The sequence below is a fragment of the Marinobacter sp. MMG032 genome, assembly GCF_040112695.1.
In the GTDB taxonomy this organism is placed as follows: domain Bacteria; phylum Pseudomonadota; class Gammaproteobacteria; order Pseudomonadales; family Oleiphilaceae; genus Marinobacter; species Marinobacter salsuginis.
On sequence record NZ_CP157802.1, the window covers coordinates 3647761 to 3667273 of the forward strand.

At 57.4% G+C, this 19513-nt stretch carries 17 protein-coding genes; 3 read left to right on the plus strand and 14 right to left on the minus strand.

Annotated elements, in window-relative coordinates:
* Nucleotides 1–42: 42 nt before the first annotated feature.
* Complete coding sequence (locus tag ABNF92_RS16805; protein WP_349342780.1) at nucleotides 43–1833, plus strand: acyl-CoA dehydrogenase C-terminal domain-containing protein; 1791 nt, start codon at nucleotides 43–45, stop codon at nucleotides 1831–1833.
* Nucleotides 1834–1924: 91 nt separating this feature from the next.
* Here ABNF92_RS16805 and ABNF92_RS16810 read toward each other — a convergent pair whose 3' ends face one another.
* From ABNF92_RS16810 to leuS, 5 genes are all read right to left on the minus strand, one after another.
* Nucleotides 1925–2560 (minus strand): endonuclease, encoded by a 636-nt coding sequence (locus tag ABNF92_RS16810; RefSeq protein WP_349342781.1) that lies wholly within the window; start codon nucleotides 2558–2560, stop codon nucleotides 1925–1927.
* A gap of 197 nt (nucleotides 2561–2757) precedes the next feature.
* Nucleotides 2758–3021 carry a hypothetical protein gene (locus tag ABNF92_RS16815; RefSeq protein ID WP_069183045.1) on the minus strand — a complete coding sequence of 88 codons (264 nt, stop codon included), beginning with the start codon at nucleotides 3019–3021 and terminating at the stop codon, nucleotides 2758–2760.
* Nucleotides 3022–3132: 111 nt separating this feature from the next.
* On the minus strand, nucleotides 3133–4140 hold the full coding sequence (gene holA, locus ABNF92_RS16820; RefSeq protein WP_349342782.1) for a DNA polymerase III subunit delta: 1008 nt from the start codon (nucleotides 4138–4140) through the stop codon (nucleotides 3133–3135).
* Nucleotides 4137–4685 (minus strand): LPS assembly lipoprotein LptE, encoded by a 549-nt coding sequence (gene lptE, locus ABNF92_RS16825; protein WP_349342783.1) that lies wholly within the window; start codon nucleotides 4683–4685, stop codon nucleotides 4137–4139. Before lptE ends, holA begins: the two co-directional genes overlap by 4 nt.
* A gap of 40 nt (nucleotides 4686–4725) precedes the next feature.
* Nucleotides 4726–7311, minus strand: coding sequence for a leucine--tRNA ligase (gene leuS / locus ABNF92_RS16830; protein ID WP_349344106.1), 2586 nt, complete (start codon nucleotides 7309–7311; stop codon nucleotides 4726–4728).
* Nucleotides 7312–7795: 484 nt separating this feature from the next.
* Between leuS and ABNF92_RS16835 the strand changes: the two genes are divergently transcribed.
* Nucleotides 7796–8344, plus strand: coding sequence for a zinc ribbon-containing protein (locus ABNF92_RS16835; protein WP_349342784.1), 549 nt, complete (start codon nucleotides 7796–7798; stop codon nucleotides 8342–8344).
* Here ABNF92_RS16835 and lnt read toward each other — a convergent pair.
* The 5 genes from lnt to miaB all read right to left on the minus strand — a co-directional run bounded on the left by lnt (nucleotide 8313) and on the right by miaB (nucleotide 14013).
* Nucleotides 8313–9875 (minus strand): apolipoprotein N-acyltransferase, encoded by a 1563-nt coding sequence (lnt, locus tag ABNF92_RS16840; protein WP_349342785.1) that lies wholly within the window; start codon nucleotides 9873–9875, stop codon nucleotides 8313–8315. The genes ABNF92_RS16835 and lnt overlap by 32 nt on opposite strands.
* Nucleotides 9865–10710, minus strand: coding sequence for a transporter associated domain-containing protein (locus tag ABNF92_RS16845; protein ID WP_069183050.1), 846 nt, complete (start codon nucleotides 10708–10710; stop codon nucleotides 9865–9867). Before ABNF92_RS16845 ends, lnt begins: the two co-directional genes overlap by 11 nt.
* Nucleotides 10707–11180: an rRNA maturation RNase YbeY gene (gene ybeY / locus ABNF92_RS16850; RefSeq protein WP_349342786.1), complete on the minus strand. Its 474-nt coding sequence runs from the start codon at nucleotides 11178–11180 to the stop codon at nucleotides 10707–10709. The genes ABNF92_RS16845 and ybeY overlap by 4 nt, the downstream gene beginning before the upstream one ends.
* Nucleotides 11177–12160 (minus strand): PhoH family protein, encoded by a 984-nt coding sequence (locus ABNF92_RS16855; protein WP_296934775.1) that lies wholly within the window; start codon nucleotides 12158–12160, stop codon nucleotides 11177–11179. Before ABNF92_RS16855 ends, ybeY begins: the two co-directional genes overlap by 4 nt.
* 506 nt (nucleotides 12161–12666) lie before the next feature.
* A complete protein-coding gene (miaB, locus tag ABNF92_RS16860) occupies nucleotides 12667–14013 on the minus strand; it encodes a tRNA (N6-isopentenyl adenosine(37)-C2)-methylthiotransferase MiaB (RefSeq protein WP_349342787.1) in 1347 nt (448 codons plus the stop codon).
* A gap of 198 nt (nucleotides 14014–14211) precedes the next feature.
* Here miaB and trmH point away from each other — a divergent pair, with 198 nt between their 5' ends.
* A complete protein-coding gene (gene trmH / locus ABNF92_RS16865; RefSeq protein ID WP_349342788.1) occupies nucleotides 14212–14991 on the plus strand; it encodes a tRNA (guanosine(18)-2'-O)-methyltransferase TrmH in 780 nt (259 codons plus the stop codon).
* Here the strand turns inward: trmH and ABNF92_RS16870 are convergent.
* The 4 genes from ABNF92_RS16870 to ABNF92_RS16885 form a co-directional block, all read right to left on the minus strand.
* On the minus strand, nucleotides 14927–15943 hold the full coding sequence (locus tag ABNF92_RS16870) for a nucleoid-associated protein (RefSeq protein ID WP_349342789.1): 1017 nt from the start codon (nucleotides 15941–15943) through the stop codon (nucleotides 14927–14929). The genes trmH and ABNF92_RS16870 overlap by 65 nt on opposite strands.
* Nucleotides 15944–16351: 408 nt before the next feature.
* Nucleotides 16352–18010: a sulfate adenylyltransferase subunit CysN gene (cysN, locus tag ABNF92_RS16875; protein ID WP_349342790.1), complete on the minus strand. Its 1659-nt coding sequence runs from the start codon at nucleotides 18008–18010 to the stop codon at nucleotides 16352–16354.
* 1 nt (nucleotide 18011) lies between these two features.
* A complete protein-coding gene (gene cysD / locus ABNF92_RS16880) occupies nucleotides 18012–18920 on the minus strand; it encodes a sulfate adenylyltransferase subunit CysD (RefSeq protein ID WP_069183057.1) in 909 nt (302 codons plus the stop codon).
* A gap of 159 nt (nucleotides 18921–19079) precedes the next feature.
* A complete protein-coding gene (locus ABNF92_RS16885) occupies nucleotides 19080–19490 on the minus strand; it encodes a PilZ domain-containing protein (protein ID WP_069183666.1) in 411 nt (136 codons plus the stop codon).
* Between the last annotated feature and the right edge of the window lie 23 nt (nucleotides 19491–19513).

Genomic DNA, 19513 nt, shown 5'->3' on the forward strand with positions numbered 1-19513 from the left:
TTGCCACCTGAACAGACTGACAGAATTTTTGGAGAGTTTTAGATGGCTGATTATCAGGCACCCTTACGTGACATGCGCTTCGTTCTGAATGAGGTTTTCGATGCCCCCGCCCTATGGGCCTCGCTGCCCAAGGTTGCCGAGCATGTGGACCCGGAAACGGCGGACGCGATTCTTGAAGAGGCTGGCAAGATTAGCAGCGGTGTACTGGCGCCCCTGAATCGCGAGGGCGACGAGCAGGGCTGCAAATGGAACGACGGGGAGGTGACCTCACCGGACGGATTCAAGGAAGCCTACCAGACCATCGTAGAAGGCGGTTGGAACGGCCTCGGCGGTAACCCGGATTTTGGCGGCATGGGCATGCCCAAGACTCTGGTGGCCCAGTTCGAGGAAATGATGCAGGGTGCCAACATGGCATTCGGCCTGGCTCCTATGCTGACGGCCGGCGCCTGCCTCGCGCTGGACGCCCACGGCAGTGATGATCTGAAAGAAAAGTACCTGCCGAACATGTATTCCGGTGTCTGGTCCGGCGCTATGGATCTGACAGAGCCCCACGCCGGCACCGACCTGGGAATTATCCGCACCAAGGCCGAGCCCAACGAAGACGGCTCTTTCAACGTCACAGGCACCAAGATCTTCATTACCTGGGGCGAGCACGACATGGCGGAGAACATCATTCACCTGGTTCTCGCCAAGCTGCCGGACGCGCCGAAGGGTCCCAAGGGGATTTCCCTGTTCCTCGTGCCCAAGTTCCTCGTGAATGACGACGGTTCATTGGGTGAGCGCAACAGCTTCTCTTGCGGTTCCATCGAGAAGAAGATGGGCATCAAGGGATCTGCTACCTGTGTTATGAACTTTGATGGCGCCAAAGGCTGGTTGGTCGGAGAAGAGAACAAAGGCCTGGCGGCCATGTTCACCATGATGAACTACGAGCGTCTGGGCGTGGGCATCCAGGGAATCGGCGCTGCCGAGGCCTCTCTCCAGAGTGCCCGGGAATACGCCCTTGACCGTATCCAGAGCCGCGCGCCAACCGGCGCCCAGCAGCCCGAAAAGGCAGCAGATCCGATTCTCGTTCATCCGGATGTGCGCCGCATGCTGCTGACCATGAAAGGCTATGTGGAAGGCGGCAGGGCCTTCTCGACCTACGTTGCCCAGTGGCTGGATATCTCCAAGTACGCCGAGGATGACGAGCGTCGCAAACATGCCGAGGGCATGGTGGCCTTGCTGACCCCGGTAGCCAAGGCATTCCTGACCGATCGCGGCCTGGATGCCTGTATCATGGGCCAGCAGGTTTTCGGTGGCCATGGTTTCATCCGCGAGTGGGGCCAGGAGCAACTGGTTCGTGACTGCCGTATTACCCAGATCTACGAGGGAACCAACGGGATTCAGGCGCTGGATCTGATGGGCCGGAAAGTGGTTGGTACGCGGGGTAAACTCTATGAGCTGTTTGCCCAGGACGTCGCAAACTTCCTCGAGGAGAGCAGTGGTAACGAGCATCTGCGCCCGTTCCTTGAGCCCCTCGCTGCAGCGGTTGAGCGTCTTGATGATGTTACCGAGCACGTGATCAAACAGGCTGGGGACAATCCGAACGCCATTGGCGCGGCCTCCGTAGACTATCTGGACCTGTTTGGCCTGACGGCGCTTGGCTACATGTGGGCGAAGATTGCCAAAGCAGCGGCACCCCAGGCCGAAGCGGACACCTCCGGCTTCTACAGCGGTAAAATGAAGACGGCGCGATTCTACTATGACCGTCTGTTGCCAAAGACGGTTTCGCTGGCCGAGGGTATTCGCAGCGGCAGTGATTCCATGATGGCGCTGACTGCAGAGGAATTCTGATTCCGTCAGCAATAGCAACGCGCAAAAAAAAACAGGCCCTCGGGCCTGTTTTTTTATGGATGCTGACCAAGTGGCCTGATCCTTGTAGAGCTTACAGGCGCTCCATCCGGTTCGGATCGGTGACGAAGGGGTTGTCGTTGCCCTGGATTTCAGCGATGCGCCTATGACGGGTGATCTCGCCATCATCCGGCGGGTCCAGACGATTCCAGCCCTTGAAGACCGCGGAGGAGCCCAGCCAGGGCAGGTCATAGGTATCCACCATGTACGCAACGGTGCGCGCAACATCGCCTTTGACCCGAACCGGTGGCTCGAAGAACTGGGCGCTTTGGCGAATGCCACATTCATCCTCGCTGACAGAAGACCCGAGATCCTCATAACGGGCATTGCGGCGCCCCATCTCGGTCCGGCTGCGTACCGGTATCATATTGTGCATGTCAGACGCGATCTGGCGGTAGCGATTGTTCTGTTCACATTCACGGGATGTGCCGCAATCAAGTGCGCTACGGACATCCGCCAATGGATACACATATCCGTCTGTCAGCACGAACCCTTTGCTGGTAAAGGCCGTGTTGCAAAAGAAGGAGTTGCCGCCGTTGGCGTAGAGGTCACCCCAGAAGTGATCGGAAACAACGGTTTTAGGGTCACTGAACCGGGTATTTTGGCCAATCACGAGGGTGGTGGTGAGCAACAGGCAGAGCGCTGTGGGTATCAGTAAGAATTGTTTCATACGCCTTTTATATCTCGCAGTGTTCCCAAACGTCCTGGCAATTCGGGCCCTGATGATAAGGGTTGATCATAAAATGACCAGGTGGGTCAAAACTATGACGCTTTGTTCACTGATACTGTGAAGTATGACACAGAGGCTCTAAAGCACAGAGCCTCTGAGGTAGAAATTTGTGGCGTAATGTTAACGGGTTAACAGTTTTACTTCAGTTTGTTGCGGATGTTCTGATAACCGTTTTTCAGATCTTCGCCCAGTTTTTGCGCGGTTTGGCGGGCTTCCTGGGACGCGTTTTCTGCATCGTGCAGAACCTGGTCGATTTTGTTTTTGAATCGATCCCAGTCCTGTTCGAGGTCCTCCCACTCGTCCTTAACGTCTTCCCGGGCCAGATGCATCTGAACGCGCGCCTCATCCCGGTACTGTTTTACCTTTTCCGACAGCTTCTTGAGCTCTTCTTGAAGACTCATATCAAGCACCTCCTTGGATTGTTGGTGTGCTTACAATGCGCCCGATTGTAAAAATCTGTCAAGGGGCTGGCCGGGCCAGACGATAACAAGAAAGGCAGAGTTTGATTCAGGTCAGGAACGACCGGCAAGCAGGGCGGACATATCTCGCAAATAGTGCCACGGAGTGAGGGAATCGAAGCCCTTGGCGGCGCGGTCGATCTGACTGCAAAGGCTGATGGCCTCATTCAGTTGGGAGCGGTTCAGCCTGCGTGCGGCCTGCTCAAGCGCCCGGGCCCGCTGGGGCTGGAACACCCCTCGCTTTTTCAGGAAGGCTGCGGGATTCTCCGACTGACCGGCTGAGGACTTCAGCTCCAGCAAGAGATTCAGGTCGCGGCTGAGAACCGACAGCAGGCCCAGCGGGTTTTCTCCCTCTTGCTGAAGCACAGTGATCACTTTACCCGCGTGAGGGGCCCGGCCACTGATCAATTCCGTGACCAGTTCGAAGCCATTGAATCGGGAACTGTCCTGCACTGCCTGTTCAACAGTTTCCTCGTCGATGGTATTGCCGTTTGCCAGCAGAGACAGCCTGTCCAGCTCCTGGCTGGCGGCAAGCAGATTACCTTCCAGGCGTTCGCTCATGATGGCCAGGGCGCCCCGGGTCAGGCTCAGGCCCCGGTTGCTGGCCCTCTGCTGGAGCCACCCCTGGAACTTATCGGCATCTACCGGCCACACCGGCACGTGAACACCTTTTCCCTGGAGCTCTTTGTACCATTTCCTCCGTGTCTCCGCGGCGTCCAGGCGGGCGCTGATCAGCAGCAGGATGATATCTTCGGGAGGATCTGCCAGTACCCGTTCCAGTACCGCGCGACCGTCACCAAGCTTGCCCGTGGGCAAATGAATCTCGATGCGCCGTTTCTCGGCAAACAGGGACATGGCACTGAATTCTTCGCCAACGGCATTCCAGTCCAGTTGGTGATCGGCGTGGAAGGTCAGGCGGTCATGATAGCCGGCGTCTTTTGCGGCCTTTCGAACCTGATCACAGCATTCCTGAACCAGCAGGGGTTCATCACCGGAAACAAGATAGACAGGCGAGAGGCCCTTTTTCAGAAGCTGGGATAACTGGCCCGGGTTGGTCTTCATGGCTGGCCTGTGGCTTGGGCGTCATCTTCCTGTTTGCGCTGGTATTCTGTCCGGATGGCGTCGATGCGCTGTGGGGTCAGAGGAGCCAGCCGGAATATCACCTGCTGTGCAAGGCGATCGTCCATTTGCTGGCGGAGGGCCTCTTCTTCACGCTGTCTTGCCAGCACGTTGGTCTCGTCGTAGCGGTAACTCTCGCTGGTCGTCAGGCGTGTAGTGCCTACCATGGGAACCCGATCCGAGCTGACCACTTCAAGATCAACGGAGTGACGGAGCGTGTATTCGGCGGCCGCGGCCTGGGCTGTGATGGCGCTTGCGCGACGATCCCGCTCGAAATTCCTCAGTCGCAGAATGTAATCGGCCTCCGCCACTGGCGCCACACGGACATTGCCCAGGTTCAGTTGTTCGCGCAAGGAACGGCACAGGGTGTCGGGTACCTGGGATGAGCAATCCACCGCCAGAGGTTCAAGGGCCGAAGAAACCGGAGGCGCACCCCGCAACTGGAATCCACAACCAGCAATCAGCGCCGCCATTACAGCGGTCAGCATCAGGCGTGCTGAAGATTTCAGAGCGGAGTGGCATGACATATCAGTTGGCCACCACATTCACCAGTTTGCCCGGCACCACGATAACCTTGCGTACCGTCGCGCCCTCCGTAAAGCGCATAACGTTCTCGTTCTCGAGGGCTAGCTTTTCCAGATCGGCCTTGCTGATATCGGCCGGCACATCTTCCTTGGCCCGAACCTTGCCATTGACCTGCAGTACCACCTGGATCTGGCTGCGAACCATGGCGGACTCATCAGCTTTGGGCCAGGAGGCATCGACAACGGGCTCTTCGTTACCCAACGCCTGCCAAAGGGTATGGCAGATGTGCGGAACGATCGGCGACAGTACAAGCACCGCGGTGTCCAGGGCTTCCTGGCGGACGGCACGTGTCTGGGGCTCGTCACCCTGGAGTTTGCCAACATCGTTGAGCAGCTCCATCACGGCGGCAATGGCCGTATTGAACGTCAGCCGCCGGCTGATATCGTCACTGACCTTGGCAATAGTCTCGTGAGTCTTGCGACGCAAGTTCTTCTGGTCATCGTTCAGTTCGGCCGCGGCCACAGCCGGCGCAGGGCCGCCCGCTGCATGCTCGTTCACCAGGCGCCAGATGCGCTTGAGGAAACGGTGTGCACCCTCAACGCCACTGTCCGACCACTCCAAGGACTGTTCCGGGGGTGCCGCAAACATCATGAACAGGCGAACGGTATCGGCACCGTGCTCGTCGATGATGGCCTGGGGATCAATGCCGTTGTTCTTGGACTTGGACATCTTGGTGACGCCGCCGGATACTACCGGCTCGCCATCTTCCCTGTGCACGGCCCGAACAGGCTGGCCTTTCTCGTCTCGCTCGACGGTCACATCGGCTGGCGAAATCCATACCTTGCCACCCTTGCCATCTTCCCGGTAATAGGTCTCCGCAAGGACCATGCCCTGGCAAAGCAGCCGGTTGAAGGGCTCGGAACTGGTCACCAGGCCCACGTCGCGCAGCAGCTTGTGGAAGAAGCGGGCATACAGCAGGTGCAGGATAGCGTGCTCAATGCCACCGATGTACTGATCTACCGGCAGCCAATAGTTGGCGGCAGACGGGTCCAGCATGCCCTGATCGTAATTGGGGCTGCAGAATCGGGCGTAGTACCAGGAAGACTCCATGAAGGTGTCGAAAGTGTCGGTTTCCAGGGTCGCCGGCTGGCCGTTGAACTCGGTCTTGCACCACTCAGGATCGGCCTTGATGGGAGACTGAACACCGTCCATTTCCACGTCTTCGGGCAGGCGTACCGGCAGCTTGTCATCGGGCACCGGCATCTCGGTGCCGTCTTCCAGTGTCATCATCGGAATCGGCGCGCCCCAGTAACGCTGGCGGGATACACCCCAGTCGCGCAGGCGGTAATTCACGGTGCGCTTGCCAATGCTGTGCTCTTCCAGGAATTTCGCAATCTCATCGAAGGCTTCGTCGCTGCTCAGACCGCTGTACTTGCCCGAGGAAACGAGGATGCCCTTCTCGGTGAAGGCCTGCTCCTGGACATCGATCTCCCGGCCGTCACTGGCGGCAATCACCTGTTTGATGGGTAGTTTATACTTGCGGGCAAACTCATGGTCGCGCTCGTCGTGACCGGGCACCGCCATCAGCGCACCAGTGCCGTAATCCATCAGCACAAAGTTGGCGACCCAGACCGGAATCTCTTCTTGTGTAAGCGGGTGCACCGCCTTGAAGCCAGTATCGATGCCGCGCTTCTCCATGGTGGCCAGTTCGGCCTCCGCGGTCTTGCTGTTGCGGCACTCCTCGACAAACTCAGCCACGTCGCGATGGCGCTCTGCCGCCTCTTTGGCCAGGGGATGCTCTGCGGCCACGGCCATGTAGCTCACGCCCATCAGGGTGTCGGGGCGGGTGGTATAAACGGTCAGACCGCTATCACGGTCTTTAAGCGGGAAGGTCAGCTCGGTGCCTTCAGACTTGCCGATCCAGTTGCGCTGCATGGTCTTGACCTGCTCGGGCCAGTCTTCCAGCTCGTCCAGATCGTTCAGCAGTTCTTCGGCGTAATCGGTAATGCGGATAAACCACTGCGGGATCTTTTTCTGTTCCACCAGTGCACCGGAACGCCAGCCCCGGCCGTCCACGACCTGCTCGTTGGCCAGAACCGTCTGGTCCACCGGGTCCCAGTTAACCGTGGACATCTTCTTGTACACCAGGCCCTTCTCATACAAACGCGCGAAGAACCACTGTTCCCAGCGATAGTAATCCGGCTTGCAGGTAGCCAGTTCCCGATCCCAGTCGTACCCGAACCCCAGCTGCTTGAGCTGGTTCTTCATGTACTCGATGTTGGCGTAGGTCCACTTGGCCGGTGCAGTCTTGTTGGCAATGGCGGCGTTCTCGGCAGGCAGGCCAAATGCATCCCAGCCCATGGGCTGCATCACGTTCTTGCCCTGCATGCGCTGGTAGCGGGAAATTACATCGCCGATGGTGTAATTGCGGACGTGCCCCATGTGCAGCTTGCCACTGGGGTAGGGGAACATGGACAGGCAGTAGTACTTGGGTTTGCCCGGTTCTTCCTTCACCGTGAAGGTCTTGTTCTCTTCCCAGAAATTACGGGCATTCTGTTCTACGTCACGGGGATTGTATTGCTCGTCCATTCCTGCCATTACCGAAATTACCTTGTGTGGAAAAAATAAAAGCCTGTATCAAAATCACGTCCGGAGCGAGCCGGACATTCTAACGCACACTAGCCTTTACAGGTAGTCTGCCAATTTTCTGTTCTTGTGCCAGACTTACAGTATTGGTGGGAGACGGCGGCCGGTGCGGCTTCCTGAGACACGCCGTAAATACGTCCCTGTAGGCTTGATCGCAGCATCCATGCTGCTCACAGTCCCAGGAAGCCGCACCGGCCGCCGTCCCGAACCTTGGGGGCAATCGTCAAGAAGACGAGCACCAAAGGTCCGGGAGGCAGGCTGTGTCAGGTCTTTCCGGGACTGTCTGCAGCATGGATGCTGCAGTCAAGCGTACAGGGATGTATTCACAGCGTGTCCCGGAAAGACCTAACGCAGCCTGACTCCTACACCCATAGTTTGATTTAACGCCTGTTTTTTGGAACACCGAGGTCCATTTCAAGGAGCAGTTATGACACAACCAGAAAGAAGTCATCTCTCAGGCAAGGCACTGGAAGTTTACGACCGTATGCTGGAGCGGGTAAAAACGCGTCTCCATGACCTGGAAGAAACATCGCTCCAGAACCTCGAAGAAGAGGTCCAGAAAGCGGTGGAATTTGAGTACGAGCTCGAGGAGATGACCAGGGATGAAGCGGCCCTGCTCGGCGAATACCTCCAGAGGGATCTCGAGCACCTTCTGCACTTCGTGGAGGAAACAGGCGAAGGCCTGAATGAGTGGCTGCAACTGGATATCGCCTTGCTGGAACACCAGCTGGCCGACAGCCTGCTGTCGGTTGCTGACAAGACGGTAGTGGACTTCCTGGAGCTGAAACAGAAACTGGAGAATAAGGAGGCAGGCCAGTACATCTCTGGTGAGGTCGCGACAGCGGGCATGTTCCAGTGCCTGAACTGCGGGCATATGCGGTGCCTGACTGCCACCAGTCACCTGGAACCCTGTGAAGCCTGCGGCTCACACTACTATGAGCGGGTTACGAGCCGCTGGCCGAAACAGGAGGAATGATGCGCTCCCGGACAAAAACGATCAGAATGACCGCAAGGGTCAGCACTGGCCAGGAGCCGGTTTGCATATAGGGCGTGCTACCCGTGGCAGTGAACACCTCGCCGGTCAGGGTGGCGCGCTCGAACTGGGGAATGGTTTCGGTCAGTTCACCACGGTTATTGATGATTGCCGTTACGCCATTGTTGGTGCCTCGAAGCACGTAGCGGCCGGTTTCCAATGCCCGCATCCTCGCGATTTGTAAATGCTGCAACGGGCCGATAGAGTCGCCGAACCAGCCGTCGTTGCTGATGGTGAGCAGAAGGCCTGCGCCCCGGGCGTTAAAGGCGACAAAATCGGGATAGGCGACCTCGTAGCAGATAAAGGGCATCACGTTGATGCCATTGGCCTCGAGCGGATCCTGCCACTCAGGTCCCCGGCTGAAATCGCTCATGGGCAAATCGAAGAAACCGATCAGACCCCGCAACACACTTTGTAGAGGCACATACTCCCCGAACGGCACCAGCTTCTGCTTGTGGTACATGCCCTCGCCGTTGCCGATGGCCATGATGCTGTTGTGGAAGGTGAAATCCTCAATTCGGTCACTGAATCCATACCAGGGTATACCGGTAATCAGGGTGCTGTTCTCCCCCAATTCTGCACTGATGTGATCAATGATCTTGCCAGCCTGATCCTGAGGGATGGGGATGGCCGTTTCCGGCCATAGAATCAGGTCTGTGTCCCAGTGGTCTTCCGTCATTCCCAGATAGGTGACGATCTGGTCCTTCAAAAACTCCGGGTCCCATTTTATCTGCTGGGGGATATTGCCCTGCATGGCAGCAAAGGAAGTAGGGTTCTCGCTCAGATCCGTCCAGTCGAGGCGATTCATGGCCGGAGCAACCAACCAGGGAATCAGGGCAACAACGAGTGTGATCCCAGCAGCAACTGGTCGCAGATGCTTCACGAGCCACCAGCTGCCGTAAAGTGCGGCACCGGTAGCAGCAATCCAGAGGGTGATGCCATGAACGCCGGTCAAGGGAGCTAGCCCGGCCAGGGGGCCGTCCGTATGCGCCGTGCCCAGATACAGCCATGGAAAGCCGGTAAGCAGCCAGCCACGGAGCCAGTCGCCAAGAATCCAGATGGCAGGGAACAGGATCAGGCGTCGGACCGGGCTGTCCTTGGCAAGCTTACCCCAGAACCAGAAAGCGAGGCCGTGGAACAGTGCCAGACCCGCTACGAACAGAACAGTGAGCAGGATGGCTATGGGAATCGCTGTGTTGCCGTGTTCGCTGATGCTGATGTACACCCAGCTGGCCCCGCTGCCGAACAGCCCCAGGCCAGTCAGCCATCCGGCCCGGAAAAGCTTTTCCGGGGCCAGGGGTACGGTAACCAGAAGGATCAACAGGAGCGAAACCGGGCCCAGCCACCAGAGGTTGAATGGAGAAAAAGTCAGGGTTTGCAAAGCGCCGGCCACCACAAGGGCGGCGGCGCCCAGCCAGGCGTTGGAAGAGAACGGGGTTTTCAGCGCTCTGGTGTTGGCGGCGTCACTGGTCACTTCGGGTTACCTGCAGCAGACGGATTACACGGTTATCGGCGTTGGCAATGGTAAAGCGCAAGCCGCCGAATTCAACCGATTCGCCCCGTCTGGGCAGGTGTCCGAATTCCTTGAGAACCACGCCACCAATGGTATCGAATTCTTCTTCGTCCATTTCGGTTTCGAAGAACTCATTGAAATCATCAATGGGCGTTACTGCTTTTACGGCGTAGCTGCCATCGCCCCGGGCCTTGATGTTCGTCTCTTCATCGAAGTCGTGCTCGTCCTCAATCTCGCCAACGATCTGCTCTAGTACGTCTTCGATGGTGATGAGGCCGGCGGTGCCGCCGTATTCATCCACCACGATGGCCATATGGTTGCGGTTTTCCTTGAACTCCTTGAGCAACTGGTTGAGGCGCTTGCTCTCGGGGACAAAATTGGGTGGCCGCAGAATTTCCCGGATACGATTCCAGTTCAGGTCGTTGTTCAGGGCCAGGGGAAGCAGATCCTTGGCCAGCAGCACGCCGATGACATCGTCCTGGCTGTCGCCAATAACCGGGAAACGGCTGTGTGCAGAATCCATGATTTCGCCCAGAAACTCTTTGGGCTCCTGGGATGCCTTTACGGTGACCATCTGTGAGCGGGGAATCATGATCTCATCCACCCGCATGTCGATCACCTGCATGGCACCTTCGATGATGCTCATGGCATCGACATCGATGATGTTCTGGGACTCGGCGTCCCGCAGGATTTCCAGCACGTCCTCAACGGACTCAGGCCCGCTGGAGAAGGCCTGTGATATACGTTCCAGCCAGGACTTGCCGCCCTGGCTGCGACTCGACTGATCGTCGCTCATGAGTCTTGTTCCGTTTCCTCTGCTTCGTAAGGATTGCCATATCCAAGCTGCGTCAGCAGCCGGATTTCGAGGGCTTCCATGACCTCGGCATCATCGTCTTCAATATGATCAAAACCCTGGAGGTGCAACATGCCATGCACCACCATATGCGCCCAATGGGCGTCGAGGGTTTTGTCCTGCTCCCTGGCCTCTTTCTCGACAACCGGCGCACAAATCACCAGATCTCCGGCCAATGGCACCGTTATACCGGCTGGCGCCTCAAATGGGAAGGACAACACGTTGGTCGGATAGTCCCGCCCCCGGTACTGGTGATTCAGTGCCTGACTTTCTTCGGTTCCGACAATACGGACAGTCACCTCGGACGGATCCTCGCCCTGCCAGGCAAGTTGCGCCCAGGCCCTAACCTGGGCTTCAGAGGGAATTCCGGGTGCCTTGAAAACCTGCTGAAAATCTACTGTCAGCTCGCTCACTGGCCGGTCGCACTCCCGTCATCAAAGGAATCGTAGGCTTCAACAATCCGCTGGACCAGAGGGTGGCGAACCACGTCTTTTGCTTCGAACCGGGTAAAGCCGATACCCGGCACCTTGCTCAGAACGCCGGCAGCGTGAATAAGCCCTGAATTCTGGCCTCGAGGCAGATCAACCTGAGTAGTGTCGCCGGTAATCACGGCGGTAGAGCCAAAACCTATCCGTGTCAGAAACATCTTCATCTGCTCCCGGGTGGTGTTCTGGCTCTCGTCCAGGATTATGAAGGAATTGTTCAGTGTACGACCGCGCATGAACGCCAACGGCGCAATCTCGATCACGCTCTTCTCGATCAGCCGGGTAACCTGGTCAAAGCCGAGCATCTCGTAAAGGGCGTCGTACAGCGGGCGCAGATACGGATCCACCTTCTGGGCCAGGTCCCCGGGCAGGAAGCCCAGCTTCTCGCCGGCCTCGACGGCCGGCCGAACCAGCAGGATCCGCTTCACCTGCTCGTCTTTCAGGGCCTCAACGGCACAGGCCACCGCCAACCAGGTCTTGCCAGTCCCCGCCGGCCCGATCCCGAAGTTGATGTCATGGGTGCGAATGTTATGAACATACTTCTGCTGGTTCGCACCCCGCGGTTTGGCCTGCAGCTTAGGTGTCTTGATCACCGTCACAGCGCCATCGTAGGGGACGTCCTCCGGCAGACGCTCAAAGCCGGTTTCCCGGATAAACAGATGCACAGTATCGGGCGGAATATCATCCGTCGCCTCGGTTTCCCGATAAAGATGCCGGATAACCTCAACGGCCGCTGCTACATGCTCGGTTTCCCCTTCCACCCGGAAATGGTGACCACGCCTGCCGACTTTCACATGCAGGCGCTTTTCAATCATCTTCAGGTTTTCATCAAACTGGCCACAAAGCGTCGCCAGTCGACGCTGGTCCACCGGGTGCAGGTCAAATTGTCTGTGATCGTTGGCGTTCAAAAGTGCTCCGTTTAGGTTTACTTCCCCTGGCTTTTTGTTGGGGAGTACGTCTTTCTGATGTTCGGTTAACGGGCAAGGGCCGGAGGGGCTTTCCAAAAAACGCCCGTGAATACGTCCATGTAGGGCTCGGTCGCGCCATCCCTGGCGCTCCACGTTTTTGGAAAGCCCCTCCGGCCCTTACCCTTTACGTACTATGTGCAGGCCCGAATGCTGAAAAACAAGTAGGTCGGATAAGCCGGTAGCGTTATCCGACAGGTTCACTCGTGACAGGCACGTTGATGGATTACGACTTTGTCTAATCGAAACTACAGCCCTATGCATTGCCGTCTGGTTGTTTTGGGCATGCAATGGAGTAGTCAGCGGAGAGTGGTGGGGCCTTCTTCCCAAAAATGTCGGCGGCCATGGATGGCCGACGCCAAGCGCACATGGATGTGCTCGTAGCGGTTTTTGGGAAGAAGGCCCCACCGCTCGCCAAACTCCCAAGCCGGACGAATCCCGAATAAGGCCTAAAACATCTCCGAGTTCACGGGCACCCCGCGAAGTGAGTTGGGATAGGCCTCCACAATATCGACATCAATAAAGTGCCCAACAACCTCCGGATTCTCATGCCGGAAATTCACAATCCGATTATTCTCGGTACGCCCTGCGTATTCGCCAGGGTCCTTCTTGGACAACCCGGTTACCAGAATACGCTGAGTAGAACCCACCATCTTGCGGCTGATATCCATCACATTCTGGTTCAGGCGATCCTGCAGGATGCTCAGACGCTGCTTCTTGACGTCCATCGGCGTATCGTCCGGCAGATCGGACGCCGGCGTGCCGGGGCGTGCGCTGTAAACAAAACTGAAGGACATGTCGAAGCCGATGTCGTTGATCAGCTTCATGGTGTCTTCAAAGTCTTTCTCGGTTTCGCCCGGGAAGCCGATAATGAAGTCCGAAGAGAAGCTGATGTCCGGGCGGATCTTGCGCAGGCGGCGGAGTTTCGACTTGTACTCCAGAGCCGTGTGGCCACGCTTCATGGCAGCCAGAATCCGGTCGGAGCCGCTTTGAACCGGCAGGTGCAGGTGGCTGACCAGCTCCGGAACACGCTCATAGACGTCGATCAGTGCATCCGAGAACTCCACCGGGTGAGAGGTGGTGTACCGAATGCGGTCGATGCCTTCGATGGTGGCAATCAGCTCAATCAGCTCCGCCAGATCCATGGTGTCGCCGTCGTGGGTTTCGCCACGGTAGGCATTCACGTTCTGGCCCAGCAGGTTCACTTCCCGAACACCCTGGCTGGCCAGATGAGCCACTTCAGCGATCACGTCGTCCGCCGGGCGACTGACTTCTTCCCCGCGGGTATACGGAACCACGCAGAAGGTGCAGTACTTGCTGCACCCTTCCATGATTGAAACAAACGCAGAGGGGCCATCGGCGCCGGGCTCGGGCAGGTTGTCGAATTTCTCGATTTCCGGGAAGCTGACGTCCACAACGCCCACGCCGTTACCCTTGGCGCGCACTTCGGTAATCATGTCCGGCAGGCGATGCAGGGTTTGCGGGCCAAAGACCATGTCCACGTAGGGCGCCCGGTCGATGATCGCCTGGCCTTCCTGGGACGCCACGCAGCCGCCCACGCCGATGATCATTTCCGGCTTTTTGCTTTTCAGCTTTTTCCAGCGGCCAAGCTGGTGAAACACCTTTTCCTGGGCTTTTTCCCGGATGGAGCAGGTGTTCAGCAAAAGGATGTCGGCGTCATCGGGTGAATCAGTCATTTCGACGGTTTCACCGGTTTTGAGCAGGTCTGCCATGCGGGCAGAATCGTACTCGTTCATCTGACAGCCGTGGGTTTTGATGTACAGCTTCTTGGCCATGGGTCTCACGTAATCTGGTGCGTATTCTGGTGGATGGTGCGCCGGGAACTGGATGGTTTAAACGGGGCGCCAGCAAAAAGGAACTGCGTATTATAACGGGGTGCTTAAACTTCAACCACCTTTGTCTCGGCTAGTTGCTAGTCCGCTTGTGGTATTATTTTTGGCTCTTTAAATCGACAATCAAGCCCAAACACGATCATGACCCCCGAACGCCTAGCCCGAATCAAACAAACCCTGAACACCCGGCAACCGGACCTGAGCGTCCTCACCGATCAGGTTCACAAACCCCGGAACCTCTCCGCCATTATCCGCTCCTGCGACGCGTTTGGCCTTGCCAACATGCATGTGGTCTGGCCGAAGGAAGGCTTCCGGGCCTTTCGCAAGACCGCCGGCGGCAGCTACAACTGGGTAACGACCCACACCCACCGGAGCATGGACGAAGCGATCGACAGTCTGAAAGGGCAGGGCCACAAGCTATACGCGGCTCAGCTGTCTGACCGGGCCATCGACTTCCGGGAGGCGGATTACACAGTGCCGTGTACGGTGATCATGGGTAACGAGGTGGATGGCGTCAGCGCCGATGCTGCGGCCCAGGCCGACGAGCACATCGTGATCCCGATGATGGGCATGGTGGAGTCGCTCAACGTGTCCTCCGCCTGCGCGATTATCCTGTCCGAAGCTCAGCGGCAGAGAAAACTGGCTGGTATGTTCGACCAGCGCCGGTTGCCGGATGACGAATACAACCGCCTGCTGTTCAGATGGTGCCAGCCAACCGTCAAACGCTACTGCGACGACCGCAACCTGCCGTACCCGCCAATCGATCCGGACACCGGCGAGTTAATTGATGGTGTAGGCTGGATGCAGGAAGTAAGAAAACTAAGGGCAAATCGCCCAAGATGGGACGATCAGCCCATCACTCCTCGCGAGCCTCGAGATACCGCTGAAGCTGTTCCCGCAAAGCCTTGGGAAGCCGGGTAATCGTCAAGGCATCTTTGTCGCGATCATAGTAAACCGCCTGATTTACCAGGTCCGACGAGAACGACACGCTCATGCCACCCCCGGAGCCTGCAATACGCACCAGCTTTTTCACCTTACGTTGGTCCGGGTGCAATACGCCGCTCTCCGGCAGTTCGGCGGTTTTCGAGGCGAATTCCTTGAAGCGTTGCGGCTCGCTCTCGTCCAGGTAGCCGGATAGCGCCTCGATTTCCACAGGCTCGCCCAGGGCATGCTGCTCCTTGCAGAATTCATAGGCCTTGTTGCGCACCTCGCCGGCTTTTTCTGGCTCCGAGGATTTTGCGAAGGCCTCGACCGCGTCCAAGAAGGTCATGGTTTCCTTTTCCACGTCTACCTGATTGGTAAACCCGCACAAACGGATAAACAGCTCGCCTGGCTCACCGGTTCCACGGCCATGCACCAGGGTGAGGTAGTTCTCCGCCGGGCTGTTGCCGCGCCAGTCATCCAGCTCAATGCGAACAGCCAGGTTCAGGCGGGAAAGACTGAGGACGTCGGTCGCATCCAATGATTGGTTGCCATCGAAGCGCATGGCGCTGTCGGTTTCCAGAATAAACAGGTAAACCACCTCGGCGTCGGCCAGGGCATCGTGGACAATCATCAGATGGCCATCGAATTCTTCCTGGCTGCCAGTGAGCAGTTCCTGCCACTGTCCGAACAGGCGGTCGGTCATGGCGCCAAAGGTTTGTTTGTCTTCCAGATAGTCTTTTAGCCAGGCGCTGAACGGGCACTCGCCCAGATCTTCGGAAAACCGGCCGTATTTCTTGCCTGGCTTGCTGTTGAACAGGCGCTTCATCTGCTTGTGCAGGCCCTCATAATCGCCACCGGGCTCCTGCAGGGCCTCACCGGTCACAAGGCGGGCGGGCTGGCCCGGCTGGTACTGGCTGGCGAAGGCAGTGCGGAGGTGTTTGATGGCCATTTTTGGCTCCTGTTCGTTGTTTCGGTTAACTCAGAGAGGCGGGATTTTGCCATGGATTGGTGTTGGATTCATTCGTAGTCTGCTGGTTCTGGGGGTGGGCCGCAGGGCAGGTAGGTCTTTTTCTTGCGGAAAAACAACTCGCTTCGCTCAGACATTTTTTCCTCCAGAAAAAGACCTACCTACCCCACGTCCACGGGCATCTCAGTGATCCGAAAAAAAGAATGAAGGATTTGCCCGAATGTTAATTTGGGAATTAACGCCAGAGTTCGCCGGCGGTGGGGTGGGGTATATTTTTCTGCCGGGAAAAGATGTCTGAGCGAAGCGAGTTGCTTTTCACAAAGAAAAATATACCCCGCCCCGGCGCCAGCCACCGAGGCGAGTATCTCGCGTTTACTCAGACGCCAGAGATCAAATTCGCTTGCTGCGAATCAACTCCTGAACAAGTTTGCTAACAGCCTCAGGAATCTCCTGTTCGCTGTCCGCGGTCGCAGCCGCATTGGCGATGTCAGTGCCGAGGTTCACGGCAATGGCAACCAGTCCGTGGGAAGTCAGAAGCTGGGCAACACGGCGGCGCTCGTCGGCATCGCCGGCGTTCTCTTCGTTGACCACAACCGCGGTTTTGCCCTGGTCGAACAGTGCACGCTCAACGGCGAGGGCCAGTGCCGGCGCCTGTCGGCCGTTGCAGGCAATGATCGCCGGTTTCTGGGCCAGTCGGCGTTCGCGTTCTTCTGCTGAGACCGGATCTAGGGATTCCCCGGAATCGGCCAGGCCAGCCACCATGCCCGCACCAATGGTGACGTTGGACAGGCGGTCGATCACGATAAAGCTGCCGGTGACGTGGTTGCGCTGGTATGCGTCAAAGGCAATCGGCTGGTTAAGGGTCAGTTCACACAGACCAATTTCGTTTAGCTGCAACTGGCTCGGATTGGCATGCTGTTCAAGTGTGTTTACGTCGGTCTGATGGTGGATCTTTTTCACCGTCCCGGAGGTAAAGGTCGGGCCCAGCTTGATGTCGTACAGGCGACCGGTTTCCAGTGGTGCATCGGTCATCCATACGATGTTGGCATTGAAGCGGTTGCCCACCTCCGGCTCGTCTTCCACCTTGACCAGCATATCGCCGCGACTGATGTCGATTTCATCAGTCAGGGTGAGGGTGACTGCCTGATCGATATACGCCTCTTCCAGGTTGCCATCGAAGGTGACAACTTCCTTGACCGTGCTGGTGCGGCGTGAGGGCAAGGCCATCACCTGTTCGCCCGGGCGGATCACGCCGGAGGCAATAGTGCCGCAGAAGCCCCGGAAATTGAGGTTTGGTCGGGTAACGTATTGAACCGGGAAGCGGAAATGCTCCAGGTTCTTATCCCGGCCGACTTCTACCGTTTCGAGGATTTCCATCAGCGGCTGGCCAGTGAACCAGGGCGTGTTCTCGCTCTTGTTCACAACGTTGTCGCCTTCCAGGGCGGACAGAGGCACGAAGCGGATATCCTTCAGGCCCAGCTTGGCGGCAAACGCAAGGTAATCGTCTTTGATTTCGTTGAAGCGTTCTTCGCTGAAATCCACCAGATCCATCTTGTTTACTGCCACGACAATATGGCGGATGCCCAGCAGAGACGCGATGTAGGAATGCCGGCGAGTCTGGGTCAGTACGCCATGGCGGGCATCGATCATCAGGATGGCGACCTGGGCCGTGGACGCGCCGGTTGCCATGTTACGGGTGTACTGTTCGTGGCCCGGGGTGTCGGCAATGATGAACTTGCGTTTGTCGGTGGAGAAGTACCGATAGGCGACATCAATTGTGATGCCCTGTTCCCGCTCTGCCTGTAGGCCGTCCACCAGCAGGGCGAGGTCAAGTTTCTCGCCGGTGGTGCCCATCTTGGCGCTGTCGGTTTTCAGGCTGGCCATGTGATCTTCGTAGATCATCTTGGTGTCGTGGAGCAGCCGGCCGATCAGGGTGCTCTTGCCGTCGTCCACGCTGCCGCAGGTGAGCAGGCGCAGGAGTTCCTTGTTCTCGTGCTGCTTCAGGTAGGCCTGAATATCTTCTGCAATCAGATCAGACTGGTGTGACATCTTAGAAATACCCTTCCCGCTTTTTCTGTTCCATGGAGCCGGCTGAATCGTGGTCGATCACCCGACCCTGGCGCTCGGAGCTCTTGGCCAGCAACATTTCCTGGATAATGTCCGGAAGCGTGTTGGCTTCGGACTCGATGGCACCCGTCAGCGGGTAGCAGCCCAGTGTCCGGAAGCGGACCGATTTCATCATCGGTTTTTCGCCTTCCTTCAATGGCATGCGGTCGTCGTCCACCATGATCAGGGTGCCATCACGCTCAACAACCGGACGCTCGGCGGCGAAATAAAGCGGAACGATGTCGATGTTCTCGAGGTAGATGTACTGCCAGATATCCAGTTCTGTCCAGTTGGACAGCGGAAAAACCCGGATACTCTCGCCCTTGTTGATCTTGCCGTTGTAGATGTTCCACAGCTCCGGCCGCTGGTTCTTGGGGTCCCAGCGGTGGTATTCATCCCGGAACGAATACACGCGTTCCTTGGCCCGGGATTTTTCCTCATCGCGACGGGCACCGCCAAACGCTGCATCGAACTTGTACTTGTCCAGTGCCTGTTTCAGGGCCTGGGTCTTCATGACATCTGTATGTTTCGCGCTACCGTGGGTAAAGGGGCCGATTCCCTGGTCCACGCCTTCCTGGTTTGTATGGACGATCAGATCGAGGCCAAACTTATCAGCCACGTTGTCCCTGAACTTGATCATGTCCCGGAATTTCCAGGTGGTATCAATGTGCATCAGGGGAAAGGGTGGTTTGCCCGGATAGAAGGCCTTCAGGGCCAGGTGGAGCATTACCGCGGAATCCTTGCCGATGGAGTACAGCATTACCGGATTGTCGAACTCGGCTGCCACTTCCCGGATGATGTGGATGCTTTCCGCTTCCAGCTGTTTCAGGTGCGTGAGGTTGTATGTGGTCATGATAATCCGTTGCCGCCGTGCGGGCCGTGTTGGCTGTGCGAATGAATACGGCAACTATACCAGAGGGGGTAAGGGCATAAGAAGACGCCCAACTAGACATTGGCGTTATAACAATATAGCAGTGGCAGGCTCTGAATGGAGGTGAGCCAGAGGTGACGTTCAGGCCGGATTGCGGGAGTCGGCCAACAGTTTGGAGACGTAGCGGTCAACGTAGTCGAAGCCGTTGCCTTCAAACTCTGCGAACTGGATGCCCAGCTGGAACTCATCCCGCGCGATGCGTCTCATGTGAACGATGTTGCCGTCGGCAATAATAGAAACCGGTTGTGTGGCGACGACGGGCACGGCGAAGCGCGTTTTTACCGCAATCCAGTTGCCAGGGGCGGGCGCCTTCTGCTCGGGTATAAGCTGTTTCACCGTCTCCTGATTACAGGAGATCATCACCCCGGTGCGGGAAAGATTGGACACCGAACAGGTCAGGCAGCAGCCGTCCGGTTTCTCAATCGTAATGTCGGTGGCTACATCCACCCGTTGTTGGTTGCGCAAATTCAATTTGGCGGCGACAGGTTTCATGTTGACTCTTCTGGCGTGTCTGG